The organism is Kouleothrix sp., assembly GCF_046328425.1.
Taxonomy (GTDB): domain Bacteria; phylum Chloroflexota; class Chloroflexia; order Chloroflexales; family Roseiflexaceae; genus Kouleothrix.
This window is the reverse complement of record NZ_JAXLWP010000022.1, coordinates 85,913-111,351: the sequence shown is the minus strand read 5'-3', so window position 1 is coordinate 111,351 and position 25,439 is coordinate 85,913. Positions and strand designations below refer to the sequence as shown.

At 65.2% G+C, this 25,439-nt stretch carries 22 protein-coding genes; 11 read left to right on the top strand and 11 right to left on the bottom strand.

The genetic code is table 11. The features are described 5' to 3' along the window. Positions 1–305 precede the first annotated feature (305 nt). From U0177_RS19995 to U0177_RS19970, 6 genes are all read left to right on the top strand, one after another. The gene (locus U0177_RS19995; RefSeq protein ID WP_409572428.1) at positions 306–1,511 is read left to right on the top strand and encodes an ABC transporter substrate-binding protein; all 1,206 of its coding nucleotides are present in this window, start codon (positions 306–308) and stop codon (positions 1,509–1,511) included. Positions 1,512–1,607: 96 nt separating this feature from the next. Then, positions 1,608–3,041 (top strand): gamma-aminobutyraldehyde dehydrogenase, encoded by a 1,434-nt coding sequence (locus tag U0177_RS19990; RefSeq protein WP_409572427.1) that lies wholly within the window; start codon positions 1,608–1,610, stop codon positions 3,039–3,041. 297 nt (positions 3,042–3,338) lie between these two features. Next, entirely contained in the window at positions 3,339–4,373 is a 1,035-nt protein-coding gene (locus tag U0177_RS19985) for an ABC transporter ATP-binding protein (RefSeq protein ID WP_409572426.1), read from the top strand. 78 nt (positions 4,374–4,451) lie between these two features. Then, the gene (locus U0177_RS19980; protein ID WP_409572425.1) at positions 4,452–5,198 is read left to right on the top strand and encodes a Uma2 family endonuclease; all 747 of its coding nucleotides are present in this window, start codon (positions 4,452–4,454) and stop codon (positions 5,196–5,198) included. An 80-nt stretch (positions 5,199–5,278) separates the two neighbouring features. Further along, positions 5,279–6,172: an ABC transporter permease gene (locus U0177_RS19975; RefSeq protein WP_409572446.1), complete on the top strand. Its 894-nt coding sequence runs from the start codon at positions 5,279–5,281 to the stop codon at positions 6,170–6,172. 12 nt (positions 6,173–6,184) lie between these two features. Further along, positions 6,185–7,003, top strand: coding sequence for an ABC transporter permease (locus U0177_RS19970; protein WP_409572424.1), 819 nt, complete (start codon positions 6,185–6,187; stop codon positions 7,001–7,003). Between the two features lie 21 nt (positions 7,004–7,024). On the opposite strand, the gene U0177_RS19965 is transcribed toward U0177_RS19970, so the two are convergent. From U0177_RS19965 to U0177_RS19935, 7 genes are all read right to left on the bottom strand, one after another. Then, positions 7,025–8,332 (bottom strand): MFS transporter, encoded by a 1,308-nt coding sequence (locus tag U0177_RS19965; protein ID WP_409572423.1) that lies wholly within the window; start codon positions 8,330–8,332, stop codon positions 7,025–7,027. Positions 8,333–9,390: 1,058 nt separating this feature from the next. Continuing rightward, positions 9,391–9,696, bottom strand: coding sequence for a hypothetical protein (locus tag U0177_RS19960; RefSeq protein ID WP_409572422.1), 306 nt, complete (start codon positions 9,694–9,696; stop codon positions 9,391–9,393). Positions 9,697–10,008: 312 nt separating this feature from the next. Then, complete coding sequence (locus U0177_RS19955; protein WP_409572421.1) at positions 10,009–10,164, bottom strand: hypothetical protein; 156 nt, start codon at positions 10,162–10,164, stop codon at positions 10,009–10,011. 78 nt (positions 10,165–10,242) lie between these two features. Next, positions 10,243–11,271, bottom strand: a complete 1,029-nt coding sequence (locus U0177_RS19950) for a tetratricopeptide repeat protein (protein ID WP_409572445.1) — start codon at positions 11,269–11,271, stop codon at positions 10,243–10,245. After that, on the bottom strand, positions 11,204–13,606 hold the full coding sequence (locus U0177_RS19945; protein ID WP_409572420.1) for a CHAT domain-containing protein: 2,403 nt from the start codon (positions 13,604–13,606) through the stop codon (positions 11,204–11,206). The genes U0177_RS19950 and U0177_RS19945 overlap by 68 nt, the downstream gene beginning before the upstream one ends. Positions 13,607–13,623: 17 nt before the next feature. Beyond that, positions 13,624–13,974: a hypothetical protein gene (locus tag U0177_RS19940; RefSeq protein ID WP_409572419.1), complete on the bottom strand. Its 351-nt coding sequence runs from the start codon at positions 13,972–13,974 to the stop codon at positions 13,624–13,626. A gap of 1,057 nt (positions 13,975–15,031) precedes the next feature. Then, positions 15,032–16,408 carry a tetratricopeptide repeat protein gene (locus U0177_RS19935; protein WP_409572418.1) on the bottom strand — a complete coding sequence of 459 codons (1,377 nt, stop codon included), beginning with the start codon at positions 16,406–16,408 and terminating at the stop codon, positions 15,032–15,034. Between the two features lie 104 nt (positions 16,409–16,512). Here U0177_RS19935 and U0177_RS19930 point away from each other — a divergent pair, with 104 nt between their 5' ends. Together U0177_RS19930 and U0177_RS19925 are read left to right on the top strand one after the other, a co-directional pair. Then, positions 16,513–16,704 carry a hypothetical protein gene (locus U0177_RS19930; RefSeq protein ID WP_409572417.1) on the top strand — a complete coding sequence of 64 codons (192 nt, stop codon included), beginning with the start codon at positions 16,513–16,515 and terminating at the stop codon, positions 16,702–16,704. Positions 16,705–16,743: 39 nt separating this feature from the next. Further along, entirely contained in the window at positions 16,744–16,998 is a 255-nt protein-coding gene (locus U0177_RS19925; RefSeq protein ID WP_409572416.1) for a hypothetical protein, read from the top strand. Here U0177_RS19925 and U0177_RS19920 read toward each other — a convergent pair. The 3 genes from U0177_RS19920 to U0177_RS19910 all read right to left on the bottom strand — a co-directional run bounded on the left by U0177_RS19920 (position 16,968) and on the right by U0177_RS19910 (position 20,128). Beyond that, positions 16,968–17,132 carry a hypothetical protein gene (locus U0177_RS19920; protein WP_409572415.1) on the bottom strand — a complete coding sequence of 55 codons (165 nt, stop codon included), beginning with the start codon at positions 17,130–17,132 and terminating at the stop codon, positions 16,968–16,970. The two genes, U0177_RS19925 and U0177_RS19920, sit on opposite strands and share 31 nt — an antisense overlap. Continuing rightward, positions 17,110–17,493, bottom strand: a complete 384-nt coding sequence (locus U0177_RS19915; protein ID WP_409572414.1) for a hypothetical protein — start codon at positions 17,491–17,493, stop codon at positions 17,110–17,112. Before U0177_RS19915 ends, U0177_RS19920 begins: the two co-directional genes overlap by 23 nt. Before the next feature lie 2,446 nt (positions 17,494–19,939). After that, on the bottom strand, positions 19,940–20,128 hold the full coding sequence (locus U0177_RS19910) for a hypothetical protein (protein ID WP_409572413.1): 189 nt from the start codon (positions 20,126–20,128) through the stop codon (positions 19,940–19,942). 995 nt (positions 20,129–21,123) lie between these two features. On the opposite strand from U0177_RS19910, the gene U0177_RS19905 reads away from it, so the two are divergent. Together U0177_RS19905 and U0177_RS19900 are read left to right on the top strand one after the other, a co-directional pair. Next, on the top strand, positions 21,124–21,801 hold the full coding sequence (locus U0177_RS19905) for a hypothetical protein (RefSeq protein WP_409572412.1): 678 nt from the start codon (positions 21,124–21,126) through the stop codon (positions 21,799–21,801). Positions 21,802–22,100: 299 nt separating this feature from the next. Then, positions 22,101–22,592, top strand: a complete 492-nt coding sequence (locus tag U0177_RS19900) for a DUF1572 family protein (RefSeq protein ID WP_409572411.1) — start codon at positions 22,101–22,103, stop codon at positions 22,590–22,592. Positions 22,593–22,710: 118 nt separating this feature from the next. Here U0177_RS19900 and hflX read toward each other — a convergent pair whose 3' ends face one another. Continuing rightward, positions 22,711–24,078 carry a GTPase HflX gene (gene hflX, locus U0177_RS19895; protein ID WP_409572444.1) on the bottom strand — a complete coding sequence of 456 codons (1,368 nt, stop codon included), beginning with the start codon at positions 24,076–24,078 and terminating at the stop codon, positions 22,711–22,713. A gap of 279 nt (positions 24,079–24,357) precedes the next feature. Between hflX and U0177_RS19890 the strand changes: the two genes are divergently transcribed. Continuing rightward, positions 24,358–25,380, top strand: a complete 1,023-nt coding sequence (locus U0177_RS19890) for an SDR family oxidoreductase (protein ID WP_409572410.1) — start codon at positions 24,358–24,360, stop codon at positions 25,378–25,380. Positions 25,381–25,439 lie beyond the last annotated feature (59 nt).

Genomic DNA, 25,439 nt, shown 5'->3' with positions numbered 1-25,439 from the left:
AGCGGTACTTTTTCATGGATGGTGCTGAGATTTTGGCGCAAAGCGCCAAAATCTCAGCACAAAAGAAAGCGAGGTACCATGCTGCCGCAGGCAGAACAAGCCCATATCGGAGGCGACCGCCTAGCCTGTGGCATTTGACAAGATCGCGCCCCGCCGCCTATAATCGCCGAACCCCGGAAACCTCGCCAAAGCTGCATGCGCGCGTCGTGGCTGTCGTCGGCCCGACCGCTGATTCGCACAACAACAAGTGGTACTGCCTGCAATGGCGCAGACTTTTGCATAGCTCGCACAGCATGGAGGGTCGGATGAAGCAAACGCCTGTTTCTCTGGTCGCAGCGGCGATGGTGGTGCTGTTTGTTCTGGCTGGCTGCGGCGGCGCGCCGGCGGCCCCGGCGGCAAGCGGCGGTTCGGCGGCGGGTGGCCCACTCCAGAAGATCGGCGAGGGCGAGGGCGCGGTGTCGATCGTGGCCTGGCCCGGCTACATCGAGCGCGGCGACAGCGATAAGAACTACGATTGGGTCACTGGTTTCGAGAAGGACACCGGCTGCAAGGTCTCGGTGAAGACCGCCGCAACCTCCGACGAGATGGTGGCGCTCATGAACGACGGCGGCTTCGATCTCGTCACTGCCTCGGGCGATGCCAGCCTGCGCCTGGTGACCGGCGGGCGCGTGCAGGAGGTCAATACCGCGCTCATCCCCAGCTGGGCGAAGGTCGATAAGCGCCTGCAGGATGCGCCCTGGCATACCGTCGGCGGCAAGCACTATGGCGTGCCCTACCAGTGGGGGCCGAATGTGCTGGCCTACAACACCGAGGCGTTCAAGGGCCAGGCCCCCGATAGCTGGAAGGTAGTGTTCGAAGAGATCACGCTGCCCGACGGCAAGAGCAACAAGGGCCGCGTGCAGGCCTACGATGGCCCGATCTATATCGCCGACGCCGCGCTGTACCTCAAGGCCACCAAGCCCGCGCTTGGCATCAAGGATCCGTACGCGCTCAGCCGCGACCAGTTCAACGCCGTGATCGAGCTGCTGCGCGGCCAGCGCCAGCTGGTCGGCCGCTACTGGCACGACGCCGGCGTGCAGGTCGACGATTTCACCAAAGAGGGCGTCGCCGCCTCGAGCTCGTGGCCCTACCAGGTGAACTTGCTGCAGGCCAACAAGCAGCCGATCGCCAGCGTGGTGCCGAAAGAGGGCGCCACCGGCTGGGCCGATACCACCATGATGGCCGCCAATGCCCCGCACCCCAACTGCGCGTATAAGTGGCTCGAACACTCGCTCGACCCCAAGCTCCAGGGTGACCTTGCGGCCTGGTTCGGCTCGGTGCCGTCGGTGCCCGACGCGTGCAAGGGCAATGCGCTGCTCACCGACACCGGCTGCTCGACGAATGGCTTCGATAACTTCGATAAGATCGCTTTCTGGCGCACGCCCGTGGCCGATTGCGGCGACGGCAAGCAGGATTGCGTGCCGTACTACGAGTGGGTTACCAGCTATATCGCGGTGATCGGCGGAAGATGACGCTATGGCTGGCTGGCAAGACGACTGGCTTCAGCATGTCGCTGGAATGCCGCCCTGTCGTCTTGCCACCTTGCCATCGTGCCTGTGAGGGTATGTATGCAGCCACAGCTCTGGATCGATGGCGCGTGGTCGGATGGCGCCGCGCGTATGCCGGTTGTGAACCCCGCCACCGGCGCGCAGTACGCCGAGGTTGCCAGCGCCGGCCCGGCCGATGTCGACCGGGCGGTGCAGGCCGCGCGCACAGCCTTCTACGACGGCCGCTGGTCGCGGCTGACGCCCGGCGAGCGCTCGAAGATCCTCTGGAAGCTGGCCGACCTGCTCGAGGCCAACGCCGAGGAGTTCGCCCGCGCCGAGTCCGAGAATACCGGCAAGCCCTACAAGTTCCTCAGCCTCGGCGGCGATATTCCGTTCGCGATCGATAACCTGCGCTTCTTCGCGGCGGCCGCGCGCGATACCCACGGCGCCCGCGCCGGCGAGCTGGCCGCCGGCTACACCAGCATGTTCCGCCGCGAGCCGGTCGGCGTCGTCGGCCAGATCGCGCCGTGGAACTACCCGCTGATGATGGCGATCTGGAAGATCGGCCCGGCGCTCGCCGCCGGCTGCACGGTTGTGCTCAAGCCCGCGCCTGGCACGCCGGTCACGACGCTGATGCTCGCCGAGCTGACCAAGCAGGCCGGCTTTCCCGACGGCGTCGTCAATGTGATCACCGGCGGCAACGACGCGGGCCAGGCGCTGGTCGAACACCCCGACGTGCGCATGGTCAGCCTCACCGGCTCGACAAACACCGGCAAGCAGGTGATGCGCACCGCCGCCGATACGCTCAAGCGCGTGCACCTTGAGCTGGGCGGCAAGGCACCGTTTATCGTCTTCGACGACGCCGATGTCGAGCTGGTGGCCGGCAAGGCGGCCTTCGCCGCCACCATGAACACCGGCCAGGACTGCACCGCCGCCACGCGGGTGTACGCCTCCAGCGCGCGCCTCGGCCAGGTACAGGAGGCGCTGGTCGAGGCGATGCGCGCGGTGAAGCTTGGCGCGCCGTTCGACGACGACACCGAGATGGGGCCGCTGATCTCGGCCGCGCAGCGCGAGCGCGTCAGCGGCTTTGTCGATCGCGCCCGCGCCGCTGGCGCGCGCGTGCTCACCGGCGGCGGCGTGCCCGGCCGCTGGCGCGCGGGCTTCTACTACGAGCCGACGGTGGTGGCCGGCGCAGCGCAGGACGCCGAGATCATCCAGAGCGAGGTGTTCGGCCCGGTGCTCACCGTCAGCCCGTTCGAGGGCGACGACGACGCGCTGCGCCTTGGCAACGATGTGCCGTACGGCCTGGCCGCCTCGCTGTGGACGAGCGATATCGGCCGGGCGATGAGCCTGGCCAGCCGCCTCGAGTTCGGCACCGTCTGGATCAACGACCACCTGCCGCTGGCGTCGGAAGGCCCGCACGGCGGCTTCAAGCAATCCGGCTTCGGCAAGGATATGTCCGCCGAGGCGGTGGGCGACTACCAGGTCACCAAGCACGTCATGATCAAGACGTAGCGCGTCGCGCCAAGCTTGCAAGACGATACCTTTAGGACAAACGCAGCTGGCGTGCTCAGCCTTCGGCAGAGCGGTACTTTCCTTTTGGATGTGTACGTTTTTCCGCGCGCAGCGCGGAAAAACGTACACACGATGATCACAAAGTACCATGCTGCCGCAGGCACCTTGCACAGCTTCGGGAAGCCGAACAGCGCAACTGCGTAAGTCCTATCATTGTCATGGTGAGCGAAGCGAACCATCTCGCTGCCTACCGCATCGCGAAAGCGAAGCTTTGTTCAGCACGACAAGGAACTATTCGTGTCACAAGGTACTCTGCCAGCAGTCGCATTTAGCCACGTCAGCCGCCACTTCGGCGATGTGCGCGCGGTCGACGACGTGAGCCTCGATATTCGCGACGGCGAGTTCTTCACCATGCTCGGCCCATCGGGCTCGGGAAAGACGACCTGCCTGCGCCTGATCGCCGGCTTCGAGCAGCCGACCAGCGGCAGCATCCAGCTGCACGGCGCCGAGGCGGCCGGCCTGCCACCCTACGAGCGCGATGTCAACACGGTGTTTCAGGACTACGCGCTGTTCCCGCATATGACGGTCGGCGAGAATGTGGCCTACGGCCTGATGATCAAAAAGGTGCCGAGGGCCGAGCGCGAAAAGCGCGCCGAGGCGATGCTCGAGCTGGTGCGCCTGCCTGGGCTGGCGCGGCGCCGGCCCGCCCAGCTCTCGGGCGGCCAGCGCCAGCGCGTGGCGCTGGCGCGCGCGCTGGTGAACCAGCCGCGCGTGCTGCTGCTCGACGAGCCGCTCGGCGCGCTGGATCTTAAGCTGCGCCAGCAGATGCAGATCGAGCTGAAGGCGATCCAGCAGCAGGTCGGCATTACGTTTGTGTATGTCACGCACGACCAGGAGGAGGCGCTGACGATGAGCGATCGGATCGCCGTGTTTAACCACGGCACGATCGAGCAGCTCGGCGCGCCCTCGGAGGTGTACGAGCACCCCGCCAGCGCGTTTGTGGCCGGCTTCGTCGGCATCTCGAACATTGTGCGCGGCGCGGCGGCGGCGGCGATCACCGGCGATGAGCACGCCTTCGCCATCCGCCCCGAGAAGATCCGCATGGCCGAGCCGGGCGCGCCGGTGCCGGGCGATATGTTCGCCGCCGCCGGGCACATCCGCGATGTCGTGTACCTGGGGATGCACACGCGCTACCAGGTGGAGCTTGACGGCGGCGGCGAGCTGACGGTGGTTGCGCAAAACCTCGACGGCGGCGCCGTCGACGCGCGCGCCGCCTACGGCCGGCCGGTTCGGCTGCTGTGGCCGCGCCAGCACACCCAGCGCATTGGCTGAGCATGCCGCGCCGGCGCGATGTATAATGGCGCTACCTGCCTCTGCCAGGCGAAATTGTAGCGTGTAAAGGCATTGCCGATGAGCAGCATACCAGCGCCCGCCCGCAACCTGCACTACCCCGAAAGCGATGGCAAGCCGATCGGCGAAACCGACCTGCACCGCGACTTGATGACCGACCTGATCTTTGCGCTCAAGTGGTTTCTGGCGAATGTCCAGGCGTATGTTGCCGGCAACCTGTTTGTGTACTTTGAAGAAGGCAACCCGCGCGCGGTTGTCGCGCCGGATGTGTTTGTGATCCTTGGCGCCGAGCAGCGCCGCCGCCGCACCTACAAGGTGTGGGCCGAGGATGGGCGCGTGCCCGCCGTGGTGATCGAGATCACGTCGAAGAAGACCAGCGCCGCCGACCGCGATATCAAGCCTGCGCTGTATGCCCGCCTTGGCGTGCAGGAGTACTTTTTGTTCGACCCATACGGCGATTACTTGGCGCCGCGCTTGCAAGGCTACCGCCTGGCGAATGGCGCGTACGCGCCGATCGATACCTTTCCGCTGCGCTGCGCAGTGCTGGGCCTCGAGCTGCGCGCCGAGGATCAGGCGCTGCGCCTGTATAACGCCGCCACCGGCGAGCGGCTGCCGATCTCCGATGAAGAAGTACTGGCGCGCCGCGCCGCCGAGGCCGCACGCCACGAGGCCGAGATCCGGCTGCTGGCCGAAACCGAGGCGCGCCTTGCCGCCGAGGCTCGCGCCGCCGAACAATCCGCCCGCGCCAGTGCCGCCGAGGCCGAGGTTGCGCGCCTGCGCGCGCTGCTGGGCCGGAAGGACGGCTAGCATACTCGAAGGAGCGACGTGCCGTGGCAGAAAGCGTAGCGCAACCATCACAAGCGGGCGGCGCGGCGCCCGGCCGCCGCATGGCAACCTACCTCTACCGCCGGCCGCGCCTCGCGCTGGCGCTGCTGCTCGCCCCGCCGCTGCTGTGGCTTGGCCTGGTGTATCTCGGGTCGCTGTTCGCGCTGCTGACCCAGAGCTTCTTTCACCTCGACGGCTTCACCGGCCAGGTGGTGCGTCGTTTCACGCTTGCCACCTACGCCGACCTGCTGACGCGCGCGAATCTCGATATCGCCGCGCGCACCGCCAGCATGGCCGCGCTTGTGACGCTGGCTGCGGCGCTGCTGGCCTTCCCGCTGGCATTCTACATGGCGCGCTACGCGACCCCGCGCGCCAGGGCGCTGCTGTACCTGGCCGTGACAATGCCGCTGTGGTCGAGCTACCTGGTGCGGATCTACGCCTGGAAGCTCATCCTCGCCAAAGAAGGCATCCTCACCTGGTTCTTCGCGCGTCTCGGGCTTGGCGGGCTGATCGATGGGCTGCTGAGCATCCCCGCGATCGGCGGGCCTTCGCTGTCGGTCTCTGCGATCGGCATGTTCCTGGCGTTTCTGTACGTCTGGCTGCCGTACATGATCCTGCCGATCGTCGCGGCGCTTGAGCGCGTGCCGCGCTCGCTCGTCGAGGCCTCGAGCGACCTGGGGGCGCGGCCGGCCGCGACCTTCCGCAATGTGATTTTGCCGCTGGCGTTCCCCGGCGTGGTCGCCGGCTCGATCTTCACCTTCTCGCTCACGCTCGGCGACTTCATCATCCCCGGCACGTTTGGCAACTCGAGCCTATTCATCGGCCAGGCCGTGCAGCAGCAGCAGGGCACCGCCGGCAACATCCCGCTGGCCGCGGCGTTCACGGTTGTGCCGATGGTGATCATGGCGCTGTACCTGATCGGCGCGCGCAGGCTTGGCGCGTTCGATGCGCTATAGAGGAGATTACGCGTGAGTGCACAGGCAACCCAGCCCCGCGCGCCGCTGCTGCTCAAGCTCGCCACTGCCTGCGTGCTGGCGTTTCTGTACGTGCCATTCCTGATCATTATTCTGTACGCCTTCAGCACCGAAGACGCGACGTTCACCTTCCCGCCGCCGGGCCTGACGCTGCGCTGGTTTGGCGTGGCCTGGGCGCGCGACGACGTGTGGCAGGCGATCAGCCTCTCGCTGCGCGTGGCGGCCGTCTCCACCACGGTGGCGCTTGTACTCGGCACGCTGGCCGCGATGGCGGTGTACCGCAGCGCGTTCTTCGGCCGCGAGGCGATCTCGTTTCTGCTGCTGCTGCCGCTGGCGCTGCCCGGCATTGTCACCGGCATCGCGCTGCGCTCGGCCATGAGCCTGGCCGCGCTGCCGTTCAGCTTCTGGACGATCGTGCTCGGCCATGCGACCTTCTGCGTGGTAGTAGTGTACAACAATGTGCTGGCGCGCTTCCGCCGCACTTCGGCCTCGCAGATCGAGGCGTCGATGGATCTGGGCGCCACCAGCTTTCAGACATTTCGCTACGTGGTGTTGCCAAACATTGCTACCGCGCTGCTTGCCGGCGGCATGCTGGCGTTCGCACTCTCGTTCGACGAGGTGATCGTCACCACGTTTACCGCCGGCCAGCAAGAAACGCTGCCGATCTGGATTCTCAGCCAGCTGGTGCGCCCGCGCAACCGCCCGGTGACAAACGTGGTGGCGGTGTTTGTGATCGCCGCGACGTTTCTGCCGATCCTGCTGGCCAACCGGCTCACCCAGGATACCACCGAGGTCGCCGGCGGCGGCAAGTAGCGCGGCCTGGCACCAGGTGGGCTAGCGCTCTGCGTCGCCCTGGCCCAGCCGCGACGACGCCAGCAGCCCCAGCAGCGCGAATACCAGCCCCACCGTGAAGGTGGCGAAGAAGCCGGCGCGCTCGACCAGCCAGCCGCCCAGCACCGGCACAAACGTCGCCGCGCCCAGCAGCGTATTCGCCAGCCCCATATACGTCGGGCGCTCGTCGTCGGGCGCGATCTCGAGCAGGTAGGTGTTTGCGGCCATGTTGCTGCCGTCGTTGGCCGCGCCGCTCGCCAGAAACACCAGCCCGATCGCCAGCATAAGCCCGCCGCTGCCCATCCCCAGCCGCGTGGCTACGATCGGCCCGGCCAGCGCGAGCACCGGCGGCAGCACCAGCAACATTCCGCTCAGCACCACCAGCCTGCGGTTGCCGCTGCGGTCGCTCACGCGGCCCCACAGCAAGTTCGAGAGCGCGCCGGTGATGGCGCGCACCGCCAGAAACAGCCCGGCGGCGCTCGTCGGCAGCCCCAGCGCCTCGGTGGCGTAGACCATATAGAACGGCTCGGCGATCTGGCCTACGCGCGTCAGGATGCGCGAGATAATAAACCAGCGGTAGTTGGCGTGCTCGCGAATAATCGCCGGCGCGCGCCGCAGCCCCTCGATCACCCGCAGCCGCGCGCCCGGCTGGGCCTGCACCGGCTCGTCGATCAGCGCGAACGACAGCAGCCCGCTGCCGATCCCCAGCAGGCCGAGCGTCGCCAGCACGCCGTAGTTATTCGGAAAGCCGAGCGGGGCGTTGTCGTTCAGCAGCCAGCGCGCCAGCGGCCCGACGATCAGAAAGGTGAGCAGGCCGCCGAGCAGCTGGCGCGTGCCGAAGAAGCTGCCGCGCTGCCGGGGTGGTATCACTTTCGCCACAACGTCTTGAAACGCCAGCGTCGAGGTGCCGCCGCCCAGGTTGAAGATGCTGAAGCTGGCGACAATCAGCCACAGGCTGACGCTGGGCGAAAACATGTCGGCGCCGAAGATGGCCGCCAGCAGCACCAGGTAAGCCACCACACGCGCCACGGCCGCGCGCCGGTACAGCGGCAGCTTAGCGGCCATGCCCTGAATGCGCCCGCCGACCAGCAGCTGCGGCAGCAGGTAGCCGCCGGTCTGCAGCGCCGGCAGCAGCCCCACCAGCACCAGCGAGCCGCCAAGCTCGCGCACCAGCAGCGCCAGCACCACGTTCGCGCTCAGCATCGCCTCGCCAAGCGTAAAGAGCACGCCGTTGGCAACGCCAAGGCGGAAGTTCCGGCGCATCGTGGCGGGCGAGGTCGCCGCGGGCGCGGGATGTGGTTGAGTAGACATTGCCTGATTATACGGGAGAACCTGGCGTGCGCTGTTCGCCGCCGATCTACGCGCGCGCTACATCGCGCCTGCGGTTATGGCCAACGCTCTTCGCCTGATCACTTGCACGTTGCCGGGGGTTTGGTGGCGGCATCGCCGCCTGCGAATTTCTTCCTTGGGCTGAACACGTGCTGTATTGCGGGGGTTCGCGGGCGGCGAAGCCGCTCCCGAATTTCTTTGTGTGATGGTTCGCCCGGCTTCGCCGGGCAGGCATCACAACAAGAATGCTAGTTATTGCGCGTGGATGTCGTTTCGCGGGTATGCGGAAAGTGTCGCCGCGCGGGGAATGCAGCCCGCCGGCGAAGGATACCGCCGGCAAGAGCGGAGTGCCAGTCGCGGGCGCGGGACGTAAGTCGCCGCGGGGAGGTTACGCTCGGCGGGCATGGAGTGCAAGTCGTGGCGCGGGGAATGCAAGTCGCCGCGCGGGGGATGTCGCTCGGCGGGTGCGCGCGGTTTGTTTGTGTGCGCCTTTGCGCTCTTCGTGGGCGCTGCCGAAATCCGTACCGTCCATGAGTATTGATTACGAGGTTGCTGGTGCGCTGCCCGGTGGCTCGGTGCTTGCAGGCATTGCACGGGCCTGGGTTGGCGCGGCATCAAGCTCGTCCGCGCGGCGCCTCGCCCGGGCGTGGCGTGCGGCGGCGATTTCTGGCCTCGGCCATGTTGAGTTCTTTGCCCAGGTCGATCAGCGTACCTGCGCGGTTGCGGCGCCACATTGCAACATCGGGCTGAAGCGATGGCTTGCTCAAAGGCTGCCAGGGCTGCCGCTTTGTCGTTGGCGTCTCCGTGGGCATTGCCCAGGCGGTTATAAGTGTCGGCGAGGTACGCGCGCAGGTCATCCCACCCGACGCCAGGGTCGCAGCGAACTCTGGCGTCGCGAGCAGGGCCGCGCCGACTTCGGCGGCGGCCTGCCAGCTGGGTACATCGTCGGATTGTTCGGCGGCGCCCAGGCGTTTCGCCGGTAGCGTTCAAAAGCGCGCTGCACCTGCAACGCGCGACATTTGGCCCGAGCGCAGCCAATCTTAATCCATCGAGGCGCTGGCGCAGTCCTTCGGCCAGATCGCGGTTGCCCGATTGCTCGGCCTGGCGGATTCAGGAGCTTCGACAATGCGGTAAAGCTGCCTCTCTAGCTCCGGCGGTAGTGATTGCCAGAAGCCGGCTAGAGCATCCTGATTGCCGACGGCGATGAACGCCTGGAGCAGTTTGTTCAGGCGATTGCGCGCGCTGCTCGTGATGCGCTGCCAGGAATGCCTCGAACTCTTCGCGAAGCTGCCGTCGGCGTCGAGGGCGCGGCGTAGGCTTGCTTCGTCGGTGGCGCCGGCGGCCACGAGGCGGGCCGCGAGGCCGTCGGGAAGCGTGACAGATGTTGGCTCGGTTGTGTCGGCGGGGCGCGTTGAGGCTGAGGCGCCCCGGCGGGGTCAGCGATGAGCTGATCGATTTGAGCAAGCAGCCGTGGATCCCACGCGCGCGAAAAGCTCGCGTGCGCGCTCGGTATAGCCAAGCGCCCGGCATGCTTGCCGCGCTGCAGCAGGGCGATACCGTAGGGAAGGCGCAGATCGGCGCCTTCACCATACACATCGTCGATTTCACGGCGTATATGGAACGCTTGATCGAGCAGCTGCTCGGAAGCTTGCACATTGCTATCGAGCAGCAAGCGGCTTTGTGCCGCGAGCAATATCTGCTTCGCCGAGACGATCGCCAATCTCGCGGTAGAGGGCGAGGGCCTGCGTGTAGCTGGTCAGCGCGGCATCGCGATCATCTCGAAACTGCTGGACATCGCCGATCGCCTGGAGCACATTCGCTTCGCCGAGATTTGCGCCAATTCGGGCGGTAGAGGGCGAGGGCCTGCGTAGCTGGTCAGCGCGGCATCGCGATCATCTCGAAACTGCTGGACATCGCCGATCGCCTGGAGCAGCGAGCCTGCTCGCCGAGACGATCGCCAATCTCGCGGTAGAGGGCGAGGCCTGCGTGTAGCTGGTCAGCGCGGCATCGCTGTGTTTGCGAAACTGCTGGACATCGCCGATCGCCTTTTGCACATTCGCTTCGCCGAGACGATCGCCAATCTCGCGGTAGAGGGCGAGGGCCTGCGTGTAGCTGGTCAGCGCGGCATCGCTGTGTTTGCGAAACTGCTGGACATCGCCGATCGCCTGGAGCACATTCGCTTCGCCGAGATTTGCGCCAATCTCGCGGTAGAGGGCGAGGGCCTGCGTGTAGCTGGTCAGCGCGGCATCGCCGTGTTTGCGAAACTGCTGGACATCGCCGATCGCCTTTTGCACATTCGCTTCGCCGAGACGATCGCCAATCTCGCGGTAGAGGGCGAGGGCCTGCGTGTAGCTGGTCAGCGCGGCATCGCTGTGTTTGCGAAACTGCTGGACATCGCCGATCGCCTTTTGCACATTCGCTTCGCCGAGATTTGCGCCAATCTCGCGGTAGAGGGCGAGGGCCTGCGCGGGGCTGGTCAGCGCGGCATCGCGATCATCTCGAAACTGCTGGACATCGCCGATCGCCTGGAGCACATTCGCTTCGCCGAGATTTGCGCCAATCTCGCGGTAGAGGGCGAGGGCCTGCGTGTAGCTGGTCAGCGCGGCATCGCGATCATCTCGAAACTGCTGGACATCGCCGATCGCCTGGAGCACATTCGCTTCGCCGAGACGATCGCCAATCTCGCGGTAGAGGGCGAGGGCCTGCGTGTAGCTGGTCAGCGCGGCATCGCTGTGTTTGCGAAACTGCTGGACATCGCCGATCGCCTTTTGCACATTCGCTTCGCCGAGACGATCGCCAATCTCGCGGTAGAGGGCGAGGGCCTGCGTGTAGCTGGTCAGCGCGGCATCGCGATCATCTCGAAACTGCTGGACATCGCCGATCGCCTGGAGCACATTTGCTTCGCCGAGATTTGCGCCAATCTCGCGGTAGAGGGCGAGGGCCTGCGTGTAGCTGGTCAGCGCGGCATCGCGGATCATCTCGAAACTGTTGACACGCCGATCGCCTGAGCACATTCGCTTCGCCGAGACGATCGCCAATCTCGCGGTAGAGGGCGAGGGCCTGCGTGTAGCTGGTCAGCGCGGCATCGCGATCATCTCGAAACTGCTGGACATCGCCGATCGCCTGGAGCACATTCGCTTCGGCCGCGCGATCATGGAGGCGCCGTGCTGCCGCCAGCGCGTGTTGTAGGCGCTCCGATATCGCTGGCAATCTTTGTTCACCGGTGAGCGTCCAGTAGTTGCCAAGCCGGCCCGTGGCCTGGGCGCTCAGGCAGCTGCGTTCAGTTTGTTCATTTGTGTACCCCCAGTCGAGGAAGCGGCGCCAGTTGGGCTGCTCGATCGCGAGTAGCTGGCGCCCTTCGGCGGCTTTGCCATGCCCGCTGATCTGTGTATCGACATCGCCGATAAAGCGATGGAAATATTCCAGCGCAGCTGGGGCATACTGGTCAAGCAATCCGGGCTGCTGGTGCCCTTCGGCATACCAGCGAGCCGGCTCGGGTAGAATAAAGCGCTGATACACTGTGTGGTCATCAGCCGCTGCTCCGAATGCGAGAGGGTCTTCACGCCGCTCGGCCAGGGCATAGCGTGTCAACGTCTCTAGAAGGTCAACACCTTCGGTGCCAAGAATGGCGCGGGCCGCCGTGCGGCTAAGCCCGGCTGGGAACAACGCTAGCACTGGCAGCAGCTGCTGTGCCGCCAAAGGTAGAGCCTGATATGACAGGTTAAGCGTTGCTACCAGGCTGGTCTCGCGATTAGCTTGCTCGCCCTGGTACTGCATTGGAACGTGTGGCTGCTTGCGAAGCTTCTGAACCAGGCCGGCGATGCCGCAGCCTTGCTGCTGCAGATAGGCGGCGGCCAGGCGTATGGGGAAAGGGTAGCCGTCGAGCAGCTGCAGCAGCTCGGGCAGCGCTGCGCGATCAACGTCGGTAAACTTGCCCCAGCTATCCGGCGGCGCGTAGCTGCGAAATGCAACAAAGGCTTCTTCGGGCACGAGCCGGGGTAATAGAATGGTGCGATGGACAATCTGCTGTGTAACCGAATGCCGGCTTGTCAGCAGCAGGCGCAAGGCGCGTGTACCTAGCAGCTGCCGAAGTATATCCGTGAGGCCCGTGGGGTCGGCCTCGATCAATGCGTCGACATCGTCGAGGATGAGTAGCATATGCAGATCGCGCAGTGCCTGGGCCAGCGCGATGTTACTTTCGGCGATTTTCGCCTGGTCGCCAGCTACAATGTGCGCCTGGTCGGTCAGGGCGCGAGCAATCGCACCGCGCGCATCGGCGGCACGCTGCACAGCGCGCAGCTCCACTAGCACCACGCCGTCGGGCCAGCGCGCGCGCTCGTGCTGCCAGCGGCCGGCAGCCTCGGCGAGGGCGGTTTTGCCCATGCCGCCAAATCCGGTAATACTGACGCAGCGGTGGCTGCGCAACAGCCCGGTGATATGGTGAATTTCGCGCTGGCGCCCAACAAAGATTGCGCCGCGTGGCTCGTTCGAAAGATTCGTGCGCTCATTCCACGGCGGCCGGCGAAAGCGAGCCTCGCCCTGAGGAAGATCGCGCGCGAGCGGCGCTGCGTGAGCCTGATCATTGTCTGGAAGCAGCCGGAACTTGAGCGCCTCGGCAAGGTTCACCGGCTGCAGGGTGTGCGGATCGAGGATCTTCCGCAGCGCGTCGTCCGAGCGCACTGCCTGAACTGCCCGATCAAAAGCCTCCTGCACACTGCGCCCGCTCAGCAGTACACTGTAGAAGCAGCGAGCGAGCGCTTGCGCCGCAAGGTCGAGGATGGCGTCGTCGGCATTGATTGCGACGACATGCGCAACGCCGCGCCCGATCAAAGCTGCGGCGAGACCTTCCGAGTGGCAGGCGCTGAGAAACGCCAGGCGACATGGATGCGGGCCAAGCAGAGCGCCAAGCTCGGCGGCATCGACCAGGCGGGCGGCGCCAAGGTCGGCAGTGTCTTCAAGCACAAGCGCGGCGCCATCGGCGCTCCCGGCACCGTGGCCGCTGAAATGTACAAGGTCGAAGCTGCCCTGCACACTGCCAAAGGCGCGGCCAAGCGCCTCGGTGGTGGCGATCTCGGTCTGGATATCGATGGCGACTGGCGTGTCGGCAAGTTTGCACGCCTCGATAATCCCTTCAAGCTCGCGCACAGTATTCAACGGTTGGATCGGCAAAGCCTCGCCTTCGGCCCGGCGCTGCACAAGTGGCGCTGCGATCAGGGCGAGCATGCGTAAAGGGCGGGTGCTGGCCTGTGTGCTCATACTGCCTCTGCTTGATATTAGCGAGTCATGTGGCGCAGCCAGGCTTCGATCTCTTGCGTGCTCTGAACACGCGAAAGATTAAGCTCGGGCTGATCGGGTCGGAACAGCGTGACATCGGGGATAATGCCGCGCTTGTGCAACGCGCGCGCCCAGCCATAGATCATGCCGGCCAGTGTCACGATATTGATGATTGCGTCGGCGGCATCGCCGGCCTGCTTGACAACGGCAAAGATCGCGTCGATCGTGGGGTCTTTTTTTTCGGCGATTTGTACCGTAGCCACGGTTTGCAGCGAAGCGATCAGCGTCTCACGATCGCTCGCCGGCAGAGAAGCCGGAAGTGTAACGCGGAATGGTGTGAGCTGTTCCATGCGACGGCTCCTTGTATTCACGACAAACTGTGTTGTCGGCGCTATCGGTCATTGTATCCTTAAGTACGTCTAGAAAGGTTGCGACGTTGCGCGATCTAAACGCATACCGTTGCATGGCTGCGTGGTCGCGGCGCCCTGGCAGCGGGGTTGTGAAATATCCTGTTTTTTACTAAACGCACCAAAGAGAATTTTTAGTATATGCGGCGGGCCAGCTTGGTACGCTGTGAGCGCAGCGAAGCACCACGCGCGGTTGCAAGAGTTTCTTCCTTCGGCTGAACAGGTGCTGTATTGTGGGGGTTCGGGGGCGGCGAAGCCACTCCCGAATTTCTTTGTGTGATGCCCTGCCCGGCTTCGCCGGGCAGGGCATCACAACAAGAATGCTAGTTATTGCGCGGGGGATGTCGCTCGGCGGGAGCGGAATGATTGTCGCCGGGCGGGGAATGCAAGTCGCCGGGCGGGGAATGCAAGTCGCCGGGCGGGGAGTGCAAGTCGCCGGGCGGGGAGTGCTAGTCGTGGCGCAGGGAATGCAAGTCGCCGCGCGGGGGATGTCGCTCGGCGGGCATGGAATGATTGTCGTGGCGCAGGGAATGCAAGTCGCCGCGCGGGGGATGTCGCTCGGCGGGCATGGAATGCAAGTCATGGCGCGGGGAATGCAAGTCATGGCGCGGGGAATGCAAGTCGCCGCGCGGGGGATGTCGCTCGGCGGGCATGGAGTGCAAGTCGTGGCGCGGGGAATGCAAGTCGCCGGGCGGGGGATGTCGCTCGGCGGGCATGGAATGCAAGTCATGGCGCGGGGAATGCAAGTCGCCGCGCGGGGAATGCAAGTCGCCGGGCGGGGGATGTCGCTCGGCGGGCATGGAGTGCTAGTCGTGGCGCGGGGAATGCAAGTCGCCGCGCGGGGAGTGTCGCTCGGCGGGCATGGAGTGCAAGTCGTGGCGCGGGGAATGCAAGTCGCCGCGCGGGGGATGTCGCTCGGCGGGTGCGCGCGGTTTGTTTGTGTGCGCCTTTGTGCCTCTGTGGGCGCTGCCGAAATCCGTACCGTCCATGAAAGTATTGATTACGAGGTTGCTGGTGCGCTGCCCGGTGGCTCGGTGCTTGCAGGCATTGCACGGGCCTGGGTTAGCGCGGCATCAAGCTCGTCCAGGCGCGGCGCCTCGGGCTCAAGCGTGCGTGCGGCGGCGATTTCGGCCTCGGCCATGTTGAGTTCGCCCAGGTCGATCAGCGTACCTGCGCGGTTGCGGCGCCACATTGCAACATCGGGCTGAAGCGCGATGGCTTGCTCAAAGGCTGCCAGGGCTGCCGCTTTGTCGTTGGCGTCTCCGTGGGCATTGCCCAGGCGGTTATAAGTGTCGGCGAGGTACGCGCGCAGGTCATCCCACCCGACGCCAGGGGTCGCAGCGAACTCTGGCGCGAGCAGGGCCGCGCCGGCCTCGGCGGCGGCCTGCCACAGCTGTACATCGTTGGATTGTTCGGCGGCCTGGTATGCCTGCTGGTAGCGTTCAAAAGCGCGCTGCAATTCCGCAACGCGCGACATTTGGCCCGAGCGCAGCCAATCTAATCCATCGAGGCGCTGGCGCAGTCCTTCGGCCAGATCGCGGTTGCCCGATTGCTCGGCCTGGCGGATCTGTGTTTCGACAAAGGCAGTAAAGCTGCCTTCTAGCTCCGGCGGTAGTGATTGCCAGAAGCCGGCTAGAGCATCCTGATTGCCGACGGCGATGAACGCCTGGAGCAGTTTGTTCAGGCTGGCTTGCGCGCGCTGCTCGTGATGCGCTGCCAGGAATGCCTCGAACTCTTCGCGAAGCTGCGCGTCGGCGTCGAGGGCGCGGCGTAGGCTTGCTTCGTCGGTGGCGCCGGCGGCCACGAGGCGGGCCGCGAGGCCGTCGGGAAGCGTGACAGATGCTGGCTCGGTTGTGTCGGCGGGGCGCGTTGAGGCTGAGGCGTGCCCCTGGCGGGCCTGCGCGATGAGCTGATCGATTTGAGCAAGCAGCTCGTGGATCCCACGCGCGCGAAAAAGCTCGCGTGCGCGCTCGAGATAGCCAAGCGCCTCGGCATGCTTGCCGCGCTGCAGCAGGGCGATACCGTAGTTGCCAAGATCGGCGCCTTCACCATACACATCGTCGATTTCACGGCGTATATGGAACGCTTGATCGAGCAGCTGCTCGGAAGCTTGCACATTGCTATCGAGCAGCAAGCGGCTTTGTGCCGCGAGCACATTCGCTTCGCCGAGACGATCGCCAATCTCGCGGTAGAGGGCGAGGGCCTGCGTGTAGCTGGTCAGCGCGGCATCGCGATCATCTCGAAACTGCTGGACATCGCCGATCGCCTGGAGCACATTCGCTTCGCCGAGATTTGCGCCAATCTCGCGGTAGAGGGCGAGGGCCTGCGTGTAGCTGGTCAGCGCGGCATCGCGATCATTCCGGAAACTGCTGGACATCGCCGATCGCCTGGAGCACATTCGCTTCGCCGAGACGATCGCCAATCTCGCGCAGAGGGCGAGGGCCTGCGTGTAGCTGGTCAGCGCGGCATCGCTGTGTTTGCGTGAAACTGCTGGACATCGCCGATCGCCTTTTGCACATTCGCTTCGCCGAGACGATCGCCAATCTCGCGGTAGAGGGCGAGGGCCTGCGTGTAGCTGGTCAGCGCGGCATCGCTGTGTTTGCGAAACTGCTGGACATCGCCGATCGCCTGAGCAATATTCGCTTCGCCGAGATTTGCGCCATCCCGCGGTAGAGGGCGAGGGCCTGCGCTGGTCAGCGCGGCATCGCCGCTGTGTTTGCGAAACTGCTGGACATCGCCGATCGCCTTTTGCACATTCGCTTTGCCGAGACGATCGCCAATCTCGCGGTAGAGGGCGAGGGCCTGCGTGTAGCTGGTCAGCGCGGCATCGCTGTGTTTGCGAAACTGCTGACATCGCCGATCGCCTTTTGCATTACTCGCTTCGCCGAGATTTGCGCCAATCTCGCGGTAGAGGGCGAGGGCCTGCGTGTAGCTGGTCAGCGCGGCATCACCGGCGGATCATCCTGAAACTGCTGGACATCGCCGATCGCCTGGAGCATATTCGCTTCGCCGAGATTTGCGCCAATCTCGCGGTAGAGGGCGAGGGCCTGCGTGTGGCTGGTCAGCGCGGCATCGCGATCATCTCGGAAACTGCTGGACATCGCCGATCGCCTGAGCACATTCGCTCGCCGAGACGATCGCCACAACTTCGCGGTAGAGGGCGAGGGCCTGCGTGTAGCTGGTCAGCGCGGCATCGCTGTGTTTGCGAAACTGCTTGACATCGCCGCCGATCGCCTTTTGCACATCTGCTTCGCCGAGACGATCGCCAATCTCGCGGTAGAGGAAGCAGGCCTGCGTGTAGCTGGTCAGCGCGCATCGCGGGATCATCTCGAAACTGCTGGACATCGCCGATCGCCTGAGCACATTTGCTTCGCCGAGATTTGCGCCAATCTCGCGGTAGAGGGCGAGGGCCTGCGTGTAGCTGGTCAGCGGCATCGCGATCATCCTGAAACTGCTGGACATCGCCGATCGCCTGAGTACATTTGCCGCCGAGACGATCGCCAATCTCGCGGTAGAGGGCGAGGGCCTGCGTGTAGCTGGTCAGCGCGGCATCGCGATCATCTCGAAACCGCTGGACATCGCCGATCGCCTGAGCACATTCGCTTCGGCTGCGCGATCATGGAGGCGCCATGCTGCCGCCAGCGCGTGTTGTAGGCGCCTGATATCGCTGGCAATCTTTGTTCACTGTGAGCGTCCAGTAGTGTTGCCAAGCCGGCCCGTGGCTCAAGTCAGGCAGCTGCGTTCAGTTTGTTCATTTGTGTACTTCAGTCGAGGAAGCGGCGCTGGTTGGGCTGCTCGATCGCGAGTAGCTGGCGCCCTTCGGCGCTTCGCCATGCCCGCTGATCTGCGTATCGACATCGCCGATAAAGCGATGGAAATATTCCAGCGCAGCTGGGGCATACTGGTCATTAAATCCGGCTGCTGGTGCCCTTCGCATACCAGCGAGCCGGCTCGGGTAGAATAAAGCGCCGATACACTGTGTGGTCATCAGCTGCTGCTCCGAATGCGAGAGGGTCTTCACGCCGCTCGGCCAGGGCATAGCGTCAACGTCTCTAGAAGGTCATCACCTTCGGTGCCAAGAATGGCGCGGGCCGCCGTGCGGCTAAGCCCGGCTGGGAACAACGCTAGCACCGGCAGCAGCCGAGCAAAGCCGCCAAAGGTAGAGCCTGATATGACAGGTTAAGCGTTGCTACCAGGCTGGTCTCGCGATTAGCTTGCTCGCCCGGTACTGCATTGGAACGTGTGGTTGCTTGCGTGAAGCTTGAACCAGGCCGGCGATGCCGCAGCCTTGCTGCTGCAGACAGGGCGGCGGCCAGGCGTATGGGGAAAGGGGTAGCCGTCGAGCAGCTGCAGCAGCTCGGCAGCGCTGCGCGATCAACGTCGAACTTGCCCCAGCTATCCGGCGGCGCGTAGCTGCGAAATGCAACAAGGCTTCTTCGGGCACGAGCCGGGGTAATAGAATGGTGCGATGGACAATCTGCTGTGTAACTGAATGCCGGCTTGTCAGCAGCAGGCGCAGGCGCAAGGCGCGTGTACCTAGCAGCCGCCGAAGTATATCCGTGAGGCCTTGTGGGGTCGGCCTCGATCAATGCGTCGACATCGTCGTGGAGGATGAGTAGCATATGCAGATCGCGCGGTGCCTGGGCCAGCGATGTTACTTTCGGCGATTTTCGCCTGGTCGCCAGCTACAATGTGCGCCTGGTCGGTCAGGGCGCGAGCAATCGCACCGGTGCGCATCGGTGGCACGCTGCACAGCGCGCAGCTCCACTTCAGCACTACGCCGCCGTCGGGCTAAAGCGCGCGCGCCGTGCTGCCAGCGGCCGGCAGCCTCGGCGAGGGCGGTTTTGCCTGATGCCGCCAAATCCGGTAATACTGACGCAGCGGTGGCTGCGCAAACAGCCCAGGATATATGGCACCCTGCGCTGGCGCCGAACAGATTGCGCCGCGTGGTCGTCTGCGTTGACTGTGCGTCATTCTGACAAGGGCTGGCGAAAGCGAGCCTCGCCCTGAGGAAGATCGCGCGCGAGCGGCGCTGCGTGAGCCTGATCATTAATTGGAAGGCAATACGCTGGAATCCCGGTAGCGCTCTCGGCAAGGTTCACCGGCTGCAGGGTGTGCGGATCGAGGATCTTCCGCAGCGCGTCGTCTGGAGCGCACCGCCTGAACTGCCCGATCAAAAAGCCTTCCTGCACTGCGCCCGCTCAGCAGTACACTGTAGAAGCAGCGAGCGAGCGCTTGCGCCGCAAGGTCGAGGATGGCGTCGTCGGCATTGATTGCGACGACATGCGCAACGCCGCGCCCGATCAAAGCTGCGGCGAGACCTTCCGAGTGGCAGGCGCTGAGAAACGCCAGGCGATAGCGGATGTGGGGCCAAGCAGAGCGCCAAGCTCGGCGGCATCGACCAGGCGGGCGTTGCTGTCGGCAGGCCGCCATAAGCGCGCGGCGCCATCGGCGCTCCCGGCACCGTGGCCGCTTTGAAAATGTACAAGGCCTGAAGCTGCCCTGCACACTGCCAAAGGCGCGGCCAGTTCTCGTGGTGGTGATCTCGGTCTGGATATCGATGGCGACTGGCGTGTCGGCAAGTTTGCACGCCTCGATAACTTCCTTCAAGCTCGCGCACAGTATTCAACGGTTGGATCGGCAAAGCCTCGCCTTCGGCCCGGCGCCGTACAAGTGGCGCTGCGATCAGGCGAGCATGCGTAAAGGGCGGGTGCTGGCCTGTGTGCTCATACCGCTCTGTTGATATTAGCGAGTCAGGATGTGGCGCAGCCAGGCTTCGATCTCTTGCGTGCTCTGAACACGCGAAAGATTAAGCTCGGGCTGATCGGTCGGAACAGCGTGACATCGGGGATAATGCGCCGCGCTTGTGCAACGCGCGCGCTCCAGCCATAGATCATGCCGGCCAGCGTCACGATATTGATGATTGCGCCGGCGGCATCGCCGGCCTATTGACAACGGCAAAGATCGCGTCGATCGGGTCTTTTTTCGGCGATTTGTAACGCAGCCACGGTTTGCAGCGCGAAGCGATCAGCGTCTCACGATCGCTCGCCGGCAGAGAAGCCGGAAGTGTAACGCGGAATGGTGTGAGCTGTTCCATGCGACGGCTCCTTGCACCAGCCGACAAACTGTGTTGTCGGCGCTATCGGTCATTGTATCCTGGTACGCGTTCAGAAAGGTTGCGACGTTGCGCCGATCTAAACGCATACCGCGCCGTATGGCTGCGTGGTCGCGGCGCCCTGGCAGCGGGGTTGTGAAATATCCTGTTTTTTACTAAACGCACCAAAGAGAATTTTAGTATATGCGGCGGGCCAGCTTGGTACGCTGTGAGCGCAGCGAAGCACCACGCGCGGTTGCAAGAGTTTCTTCCTTCGGCTGAACAGGTGCTGTATTGTGGGGTTCGGGGCGGCGAAGCCACTCCCCTGAATTTCTTTGTGTGATGACCAAGCTCGGCTTCGCCGGGCAGGGCATCACAACAAGAATGCTAGTTATTGCGCGGGGGATGTCGCTCGGCGGGTGCGGAATGATTGTCGCCGGGCGGGGAATGCAAGTCGCCGGGCGGGGAATGTCGCCGGGCGGGGAGTGCAAGTCGCCGGGCGGGGGAGTGCTAGTCGTGGCGCAGGGAATGCAAGTCGCCGCGCGGGGGATGTCGCCGGCGGGCATGGAATGATTGTCGTGCGCAGGGAATGCAAGTCGCCGCGCGGGGGATGTCGCTCGGCGGGCATGGAATGCAAGCCATGGCGCGGGGAATGCAAGTCATGGCGCGGGGAATGCAAGTCGCCGCGCGGGGATGCCGCCCGGCGGGCGGAGTGCAAGTCGTGGCGCGGGGAATGCAAGTCGCCGGGCGGGGATGTCGCTCGGCGGGCATGGAATGGTTATGGCGCGGGGAATGCAAGTCGCCGCGCGGGGAATGCAAGTCGCCGGGCGGGGATGTCGCTCGGCGGGCATGGAGTGCTAGTCGTGGCGCGGGGAATGCAAGTCGCCGCGCGGGGGATGTCGATCGGCGCCGCGCAATGGTGGCCCGCTTTGTGCAGCGCCAAACCCCGCAAACTATGATAGAGTCACACCATGCCTACTACGATGATTGGAGCCGCCGTGACGAAGCATATGCGGGTGATGCTGGAAATCGGGCCGAGAGGCAAGAAGGTTGTGGCGGTGGCGCCGGATTGGCCCGGCCTCGCGCGCGGGGCGGCGACCGAGCAGGACGCGATTGAGCGCCTGCGATCCTACGTTCCGCGCTATGCGGCGGTGGCCGAGCTGGCCGGGATGCTGGCCAAGTTCGCGGCGATCAGCGGCGTCGAGGTCGCCGAGCGCTATCCCGGCACTGGCTCCACCGACTTCTGGGGCATCTCGTTCGGGTTTTCGAGCATCGACCAGCAGGCCGTGCCGGGCGCGGCGCTCGAGCGCGAGCTGAGCCTGATGCGCGCGAGCTGGGCGTTTTTCGACGCTGTGCGCGCGCGCGTGTCGGCCGAGATGCAGCGCGGCCCGCGCGGCGGAGGGCGCGATCGCGACCATATCGTTCGCCATACGTTTGCCGCAGAGCAGGACTGGGCGAGGAAGCTGGGCGTGCTCACGCCTGCCGAGGCAATGCTCACCGCCGAGGGGTTGAGCGCGCACCGCGACGCCTATTGCGGCGCCATTCGCGCGCTGCATGCCCAGGGCAAGCTGGCCCGCACGTGGCCGCTGCGCTACCTCATCCGCCACACCGTGTTTCACACGCTCGATCACGCCTGGGAGATGCAAGACAAAGATCTGAGCGCCAAGCCAGCCTGAGGCTACGCGCGCCCGCGACGATGCTTATCGTCGCACAGCACACCACACCCAACGCAAACATCGCACCAAATTTGGTATGATATGCTTTTCAAATTCAGGACAAACGCGGTCGCCTGCGCTATCGGCTCCTTCTGCCTGCGGCAGCATGGTACTTCGCTTTCGTTTGTGCTGAGATGTTGGCGCTTTGCGCCAACATCTCAGCACCATCCATGAAAAAGTATCGCTCTGCCGAAGCGCGAAGGCCGCAGGGGAAGCGCCGCGTACATTCTGTGAGCTACCGACAACAGGAGAACGAGACTATGAGCAGCGCGTGGATGGAATTCAAGGCCGAGGTGATTGCCCAGTACCAGGAGCAGAAGGCCATGGCCGAGGCAGCCTTGGGCCGCGTCGACGACGAGGCATTTTTCACTCAGCTGAAAGAAGGTGGCGACGATCACACCAACAGCATTGCGATCCTGGTCAAGCACATCGGCGGCAACTTCATCTCGCGCTGGACTGATTTCCTGACCAGCGATGGCGAGAAGGCCGATCGCCAGCGCCCGCGCGAGTTTGTGCACGAGGGCGGCGACACCCGGCAGCAGATCATGGCCCGCTGGGATGCCGGCTGGCAGCGCCTGTTCGCCACGCTCGAGGCGCTCACCGACGACGACTTTGCCCGCACGGTCTACATTCGCGGCGAGGCGCACAGTGTCGTGAAGGCCATCCTGCGCAACCTGCTCCACGCAACACATCATATTGGCCAGATCGATCTGCTGGCGACGGCGCTGCACGATCGGGAAGGCGCGGCCTGACGCTGAGCGTGGCAGGCTCGCAACTTTGCGCGAGCGGAAATGTTTGCGGATGCAACAAACTGCGGCGCGAGGGAGTGCTCCTCGCGCCGCGTAACTGCGATAGGAAGTGTGCCGGCGGTCACGCGCCCGCGCCGTCGCCGCTCAGCCGGAACGGCGCGATCTGCGCGGCGATTGCGGCAGGAACGCGCCCGCTGATGCGCGTGCCGTCGGCCTCGTACTGCTCGGCATCGACGACGCCGCGCTGGTGCCACAGCGCCACTAGGTCGTTGCGCTTGTAGGGGATGAACGCCTCGATCGGGCGCATGCGCTGGCCCAGCGTCTCCTCGATCCGGCCCAGCAGCGCCTCGAGGCCCCAGCCGCGCTGCGCCGACACCGCCACGTAGTCGTCGGGCAGCCCCAGCTCGCCGGCCAGCCGCCCAACCTCGCGCTCATCCACGCCGTCCATCAGGTCGACCTTGTTGAGCACCGTGATCACCGGCCGGTGGTCGGCGCGCAGCTCCTTGAGCGTTTCGAGCACCGTGTCGGTCTGCTGCGCGGCGTTCTTGTGGGTGATGTCGAGCACGTGCAGCAGCACGTCGGCCTCGCGGATCTCTTCGAGCGTGGCGCGGAACGCGGCGACGAGCTGCGTCGGCAGCTTCTGAATAAAGCCGACCGTGTCGGTAAGCAGCGCCTGCTGGCCGCCGGGCAGCCCGATCTGGCGCGTGGTCGGGTCGAGCGTGGCGAACAGCCGATCCTCGGCGCGCACATTCGCGCCCGAGAGCGCGTTCAGCAGCGTGCTCTTGCCGGCGTTGGTGTAGCCCACCAGCGCGACGATCGGCACGCCGCTTTTGCGGCGGCGCTCGCGGTACTGCTCGCGGTGGCGGTGTACTTCTTCGATCTGGCGCTCGAGCAGCGCGATGCGGTGGCCGATCATGCGCCGATCGAGCTCGAGCTGCGTCTCGCCGGGGCCGCGCAGGCCCACCACGCCGCCGGCCGAGGCGCCGCCGCCGCCGGCCTGGCGCTCGAGGTGCAGCCACTGGCGGCGCAGGCGCGGCAGCAGGTACTTGTACTGCGCCAGCTCGACCTGGATGCGGCCCTCGTGGGTGTGCGCGTGGGTCGCGAAGATGTCGAGGATCAGGCCGGTGCGGTCGAGCACCTGCACCTTGAGCGTTTCTTCGAGGTTGCGCGTCTGCGCCGGCGTCAGCTCGTCGTCGAAGATCACCAGGTCGTATTTCAGCTCGTCGCGCAGCGCGGCCACCTCTTCGGCCTTGCCCGGCCCGATGAAATGCTTGGGGAACTGCTGCTTGAGGCGCTGGTAGGTGCTGCCGACGACGTCGAGGCCGGCGGTATCGGCCAGCAGCGCCAGCTCTTGCAGCGAGTCTTCGGCGCTCCACGGGCTGCGCCCGCCCGTCAGCTCGGCGCCCACCAGAAAGGCGCGCTCGCGTGGCGCGCTGGTGGCGTGCAGCTTCTTGCCGTCGGCCGTGGTTTGGATGGTCTGCTCTTCGATCGTTTTACTCCTTAGGTTTGGCGCCAGCCAGAAGCGTTTGGGCGCGGTAGATCGCCCAGTTTGCTGCGCTTCAGACACAAACGCCCCGGCCGATGGCCGGAGCGCGCAATTCGTTTTGCTCGGTTGAAAGCGGATCGACGCTGGCCGCGATTGTGTGTGTGCTGTGGCCTGTATTGTAGCACGCCGGTTTGAACCCGGCAAGCCGGCCGCGCGCCGCGTGGCCGCAAGCCTGCTACAATACACGCCTGCATTCGCCCACCAGCAAAGCGGAGAACCACCATGAAAGTGCTCTTCATCGGCGGCACCGGCCTGATCAGCACCGCCTGCACGCGCCTGGCCGCCGAGCGCGGCATCGAGCTGTTTGTGCTCAATCGCGGCAGCCGCGCCGGCCTGCCGCCCGGCGCCACCAACCTCGTCGCCGATATTCGCGACGCCGACGCCAGCGCGCGCGTGCTGGCCGGCCACCACTTCGACGCCGTGGTCGACTGGGTGGCCTTCACGCCCGCCGACATCGAGCGCGACATCGAGCTGTTTCGCGGCAGAGCCGGCCAGTACATCTTTATCAGCTCGGCCAGCGCCTACCAGCGGCCGGTCGGGCACTTTCTGATCACCGAGAGTACGCCGCTGGCCAACCCGTTCTGGGATTACTCGCGCAACAAGATCGCCTGCGAAGAGCGGCTGATGCGCGCCTACCGCGACGAGGGCTTCCCTTTCACGGTGGTGCGCCCCTCGCTGACCTACGGCGACACGCAGATCCCGCTGGTGGTGAATAGCTGGCAGCTGCCCTACACCGCGATCGCGCGGCTGAAGCAGGGCAAGCCGCTGATCATCCCCGGCGACGGCACCTCGCTCTGGACGATCACGCACAACACCGACTTCGCCAAGGGCTTTGTCGGGCTGCTCGGCCACCAGCAGGCGATCGGCCACGCCTTCCATATTACCTCCGACGAGGTGCTGACCTGGGATCAGTTCTATGCCGCCGTCGCCGCCGCCGCCGGGCTCGAGCTGAAGGCCGTGCATATCGCCTCGGATTTCATCGCCGCGTGCCTGCCGGATATGCGCGGCAGCCTGGTGGGCGACAAAGTCACCAGCGTGGTGTTCGACAACAGCAAGATCAAGCGCTTTGTGCCGGATTTTTGCGCCACCACGCCGTTTGCGCAGGGCATCAAGCGCACGCTGGCCTGGTTCGAGGCCGACGCGGCGCGCCAGCAGGTCGACGCTGCGGCCGACGCGCAGTGGGATCGGCTGATCGACGCCTACGAGCGCGGCCTGCGCGCCGCCGTCGCGCAGTTTGCCGGGTAGCACACGTAGGCTGCGCGAGCTGCGATCGAGCCAAGCGCCGCCGCGCGCCTGGCCGTGGT

Coding starts and splice junctions, on each gene's coding strand:
- U0177_RS19995 (WP_409572428.1), top strand. CDS start 306: ATGAAGCAAACGCCTGTTTCTCTGGTCGCAGCGGCGATGGTGGTGCTG.
- U0177_RS19990 (WP_409572427.1), top strand. CDS start 1,608: ATGCAGCCACAGCTCTGGATCGATGGCGCGTGGTCGGATGGCGCCGCG.
- U0177_RS19980 (WP_409572425.1), top strand. CDS start 4,452: ATGAGCAGCATACCAGCGCCCGCCCGCAACCTGCACTACCCCGAAAGC.
- U0177_RS19975 (WP_409572446.1), top strand. CDS start 5,279: ATGGCAACCTACCTCTACCGCCGGCCGCGCCTCGCGCTGGCGCTGCTG.
- U0177_RS19965 (WP_409572423.1), bottom strand. CDS start 8,332: ATGTCTACTCAACCACATCCCGCGCCCGCGGCGACCTCGCCCGCCACG.
- U0177_RS19945 (WP_409572420.1), bottom strand. CDS start 13,606: ATGAGCACACAGGCCAGCACCCGCCCTTTACGCATGCTCGCCCTGATC.
- U0177_RS19940 (WP_409572419.1), bottom strand. CDS start 13,974: ATGGAACAGCTCACACCATTCCGCGTTACACTTCCGGCTTCTCTGCCG.
- U0177_RS19935 (WP_409572418.1), bottom strand. CDS start 16,408: ATGTCCAGCAGTTTCCGGAATGATCGCGATGCCGCGCTGACCAGCTAC.
- U0177_RS19920 (WP_409572415.1), bottom strand. CDS start 17,132: ATGTCCAGCAGTTTCCGAGATGATCGCGATGCCGCGCTGACCAGCCAC.
- U0177_RS19915 (WP_409572414.1), bottom strand. CDS start 17,493: ATGTCCAGCAGTTTCAGGATGATCGCGATGCCGCTGACCAGCTACACG.
- U0177_RS19910 (WP_409572413.1), bottom strand. CDS start 20,128: ATGGAACAGCTCACACCATTCCGCGTTACACTTCCGGCTTCTCTGCCG.
- U0177_RS19900 (WP_409572411.1), top strand. CDS start 22,101: ATGAGCAGCGCGTGGATGGAATTCAAGGCCGAGGTGATTGCCCAGTAC.
- U0177_RS19890 (WP_409572410.1), top strand. CDS start 24,358: ATGAAAGTGCTCTTCATCGGCGGCACCGGCCTGATCAGCACCGCCTGC.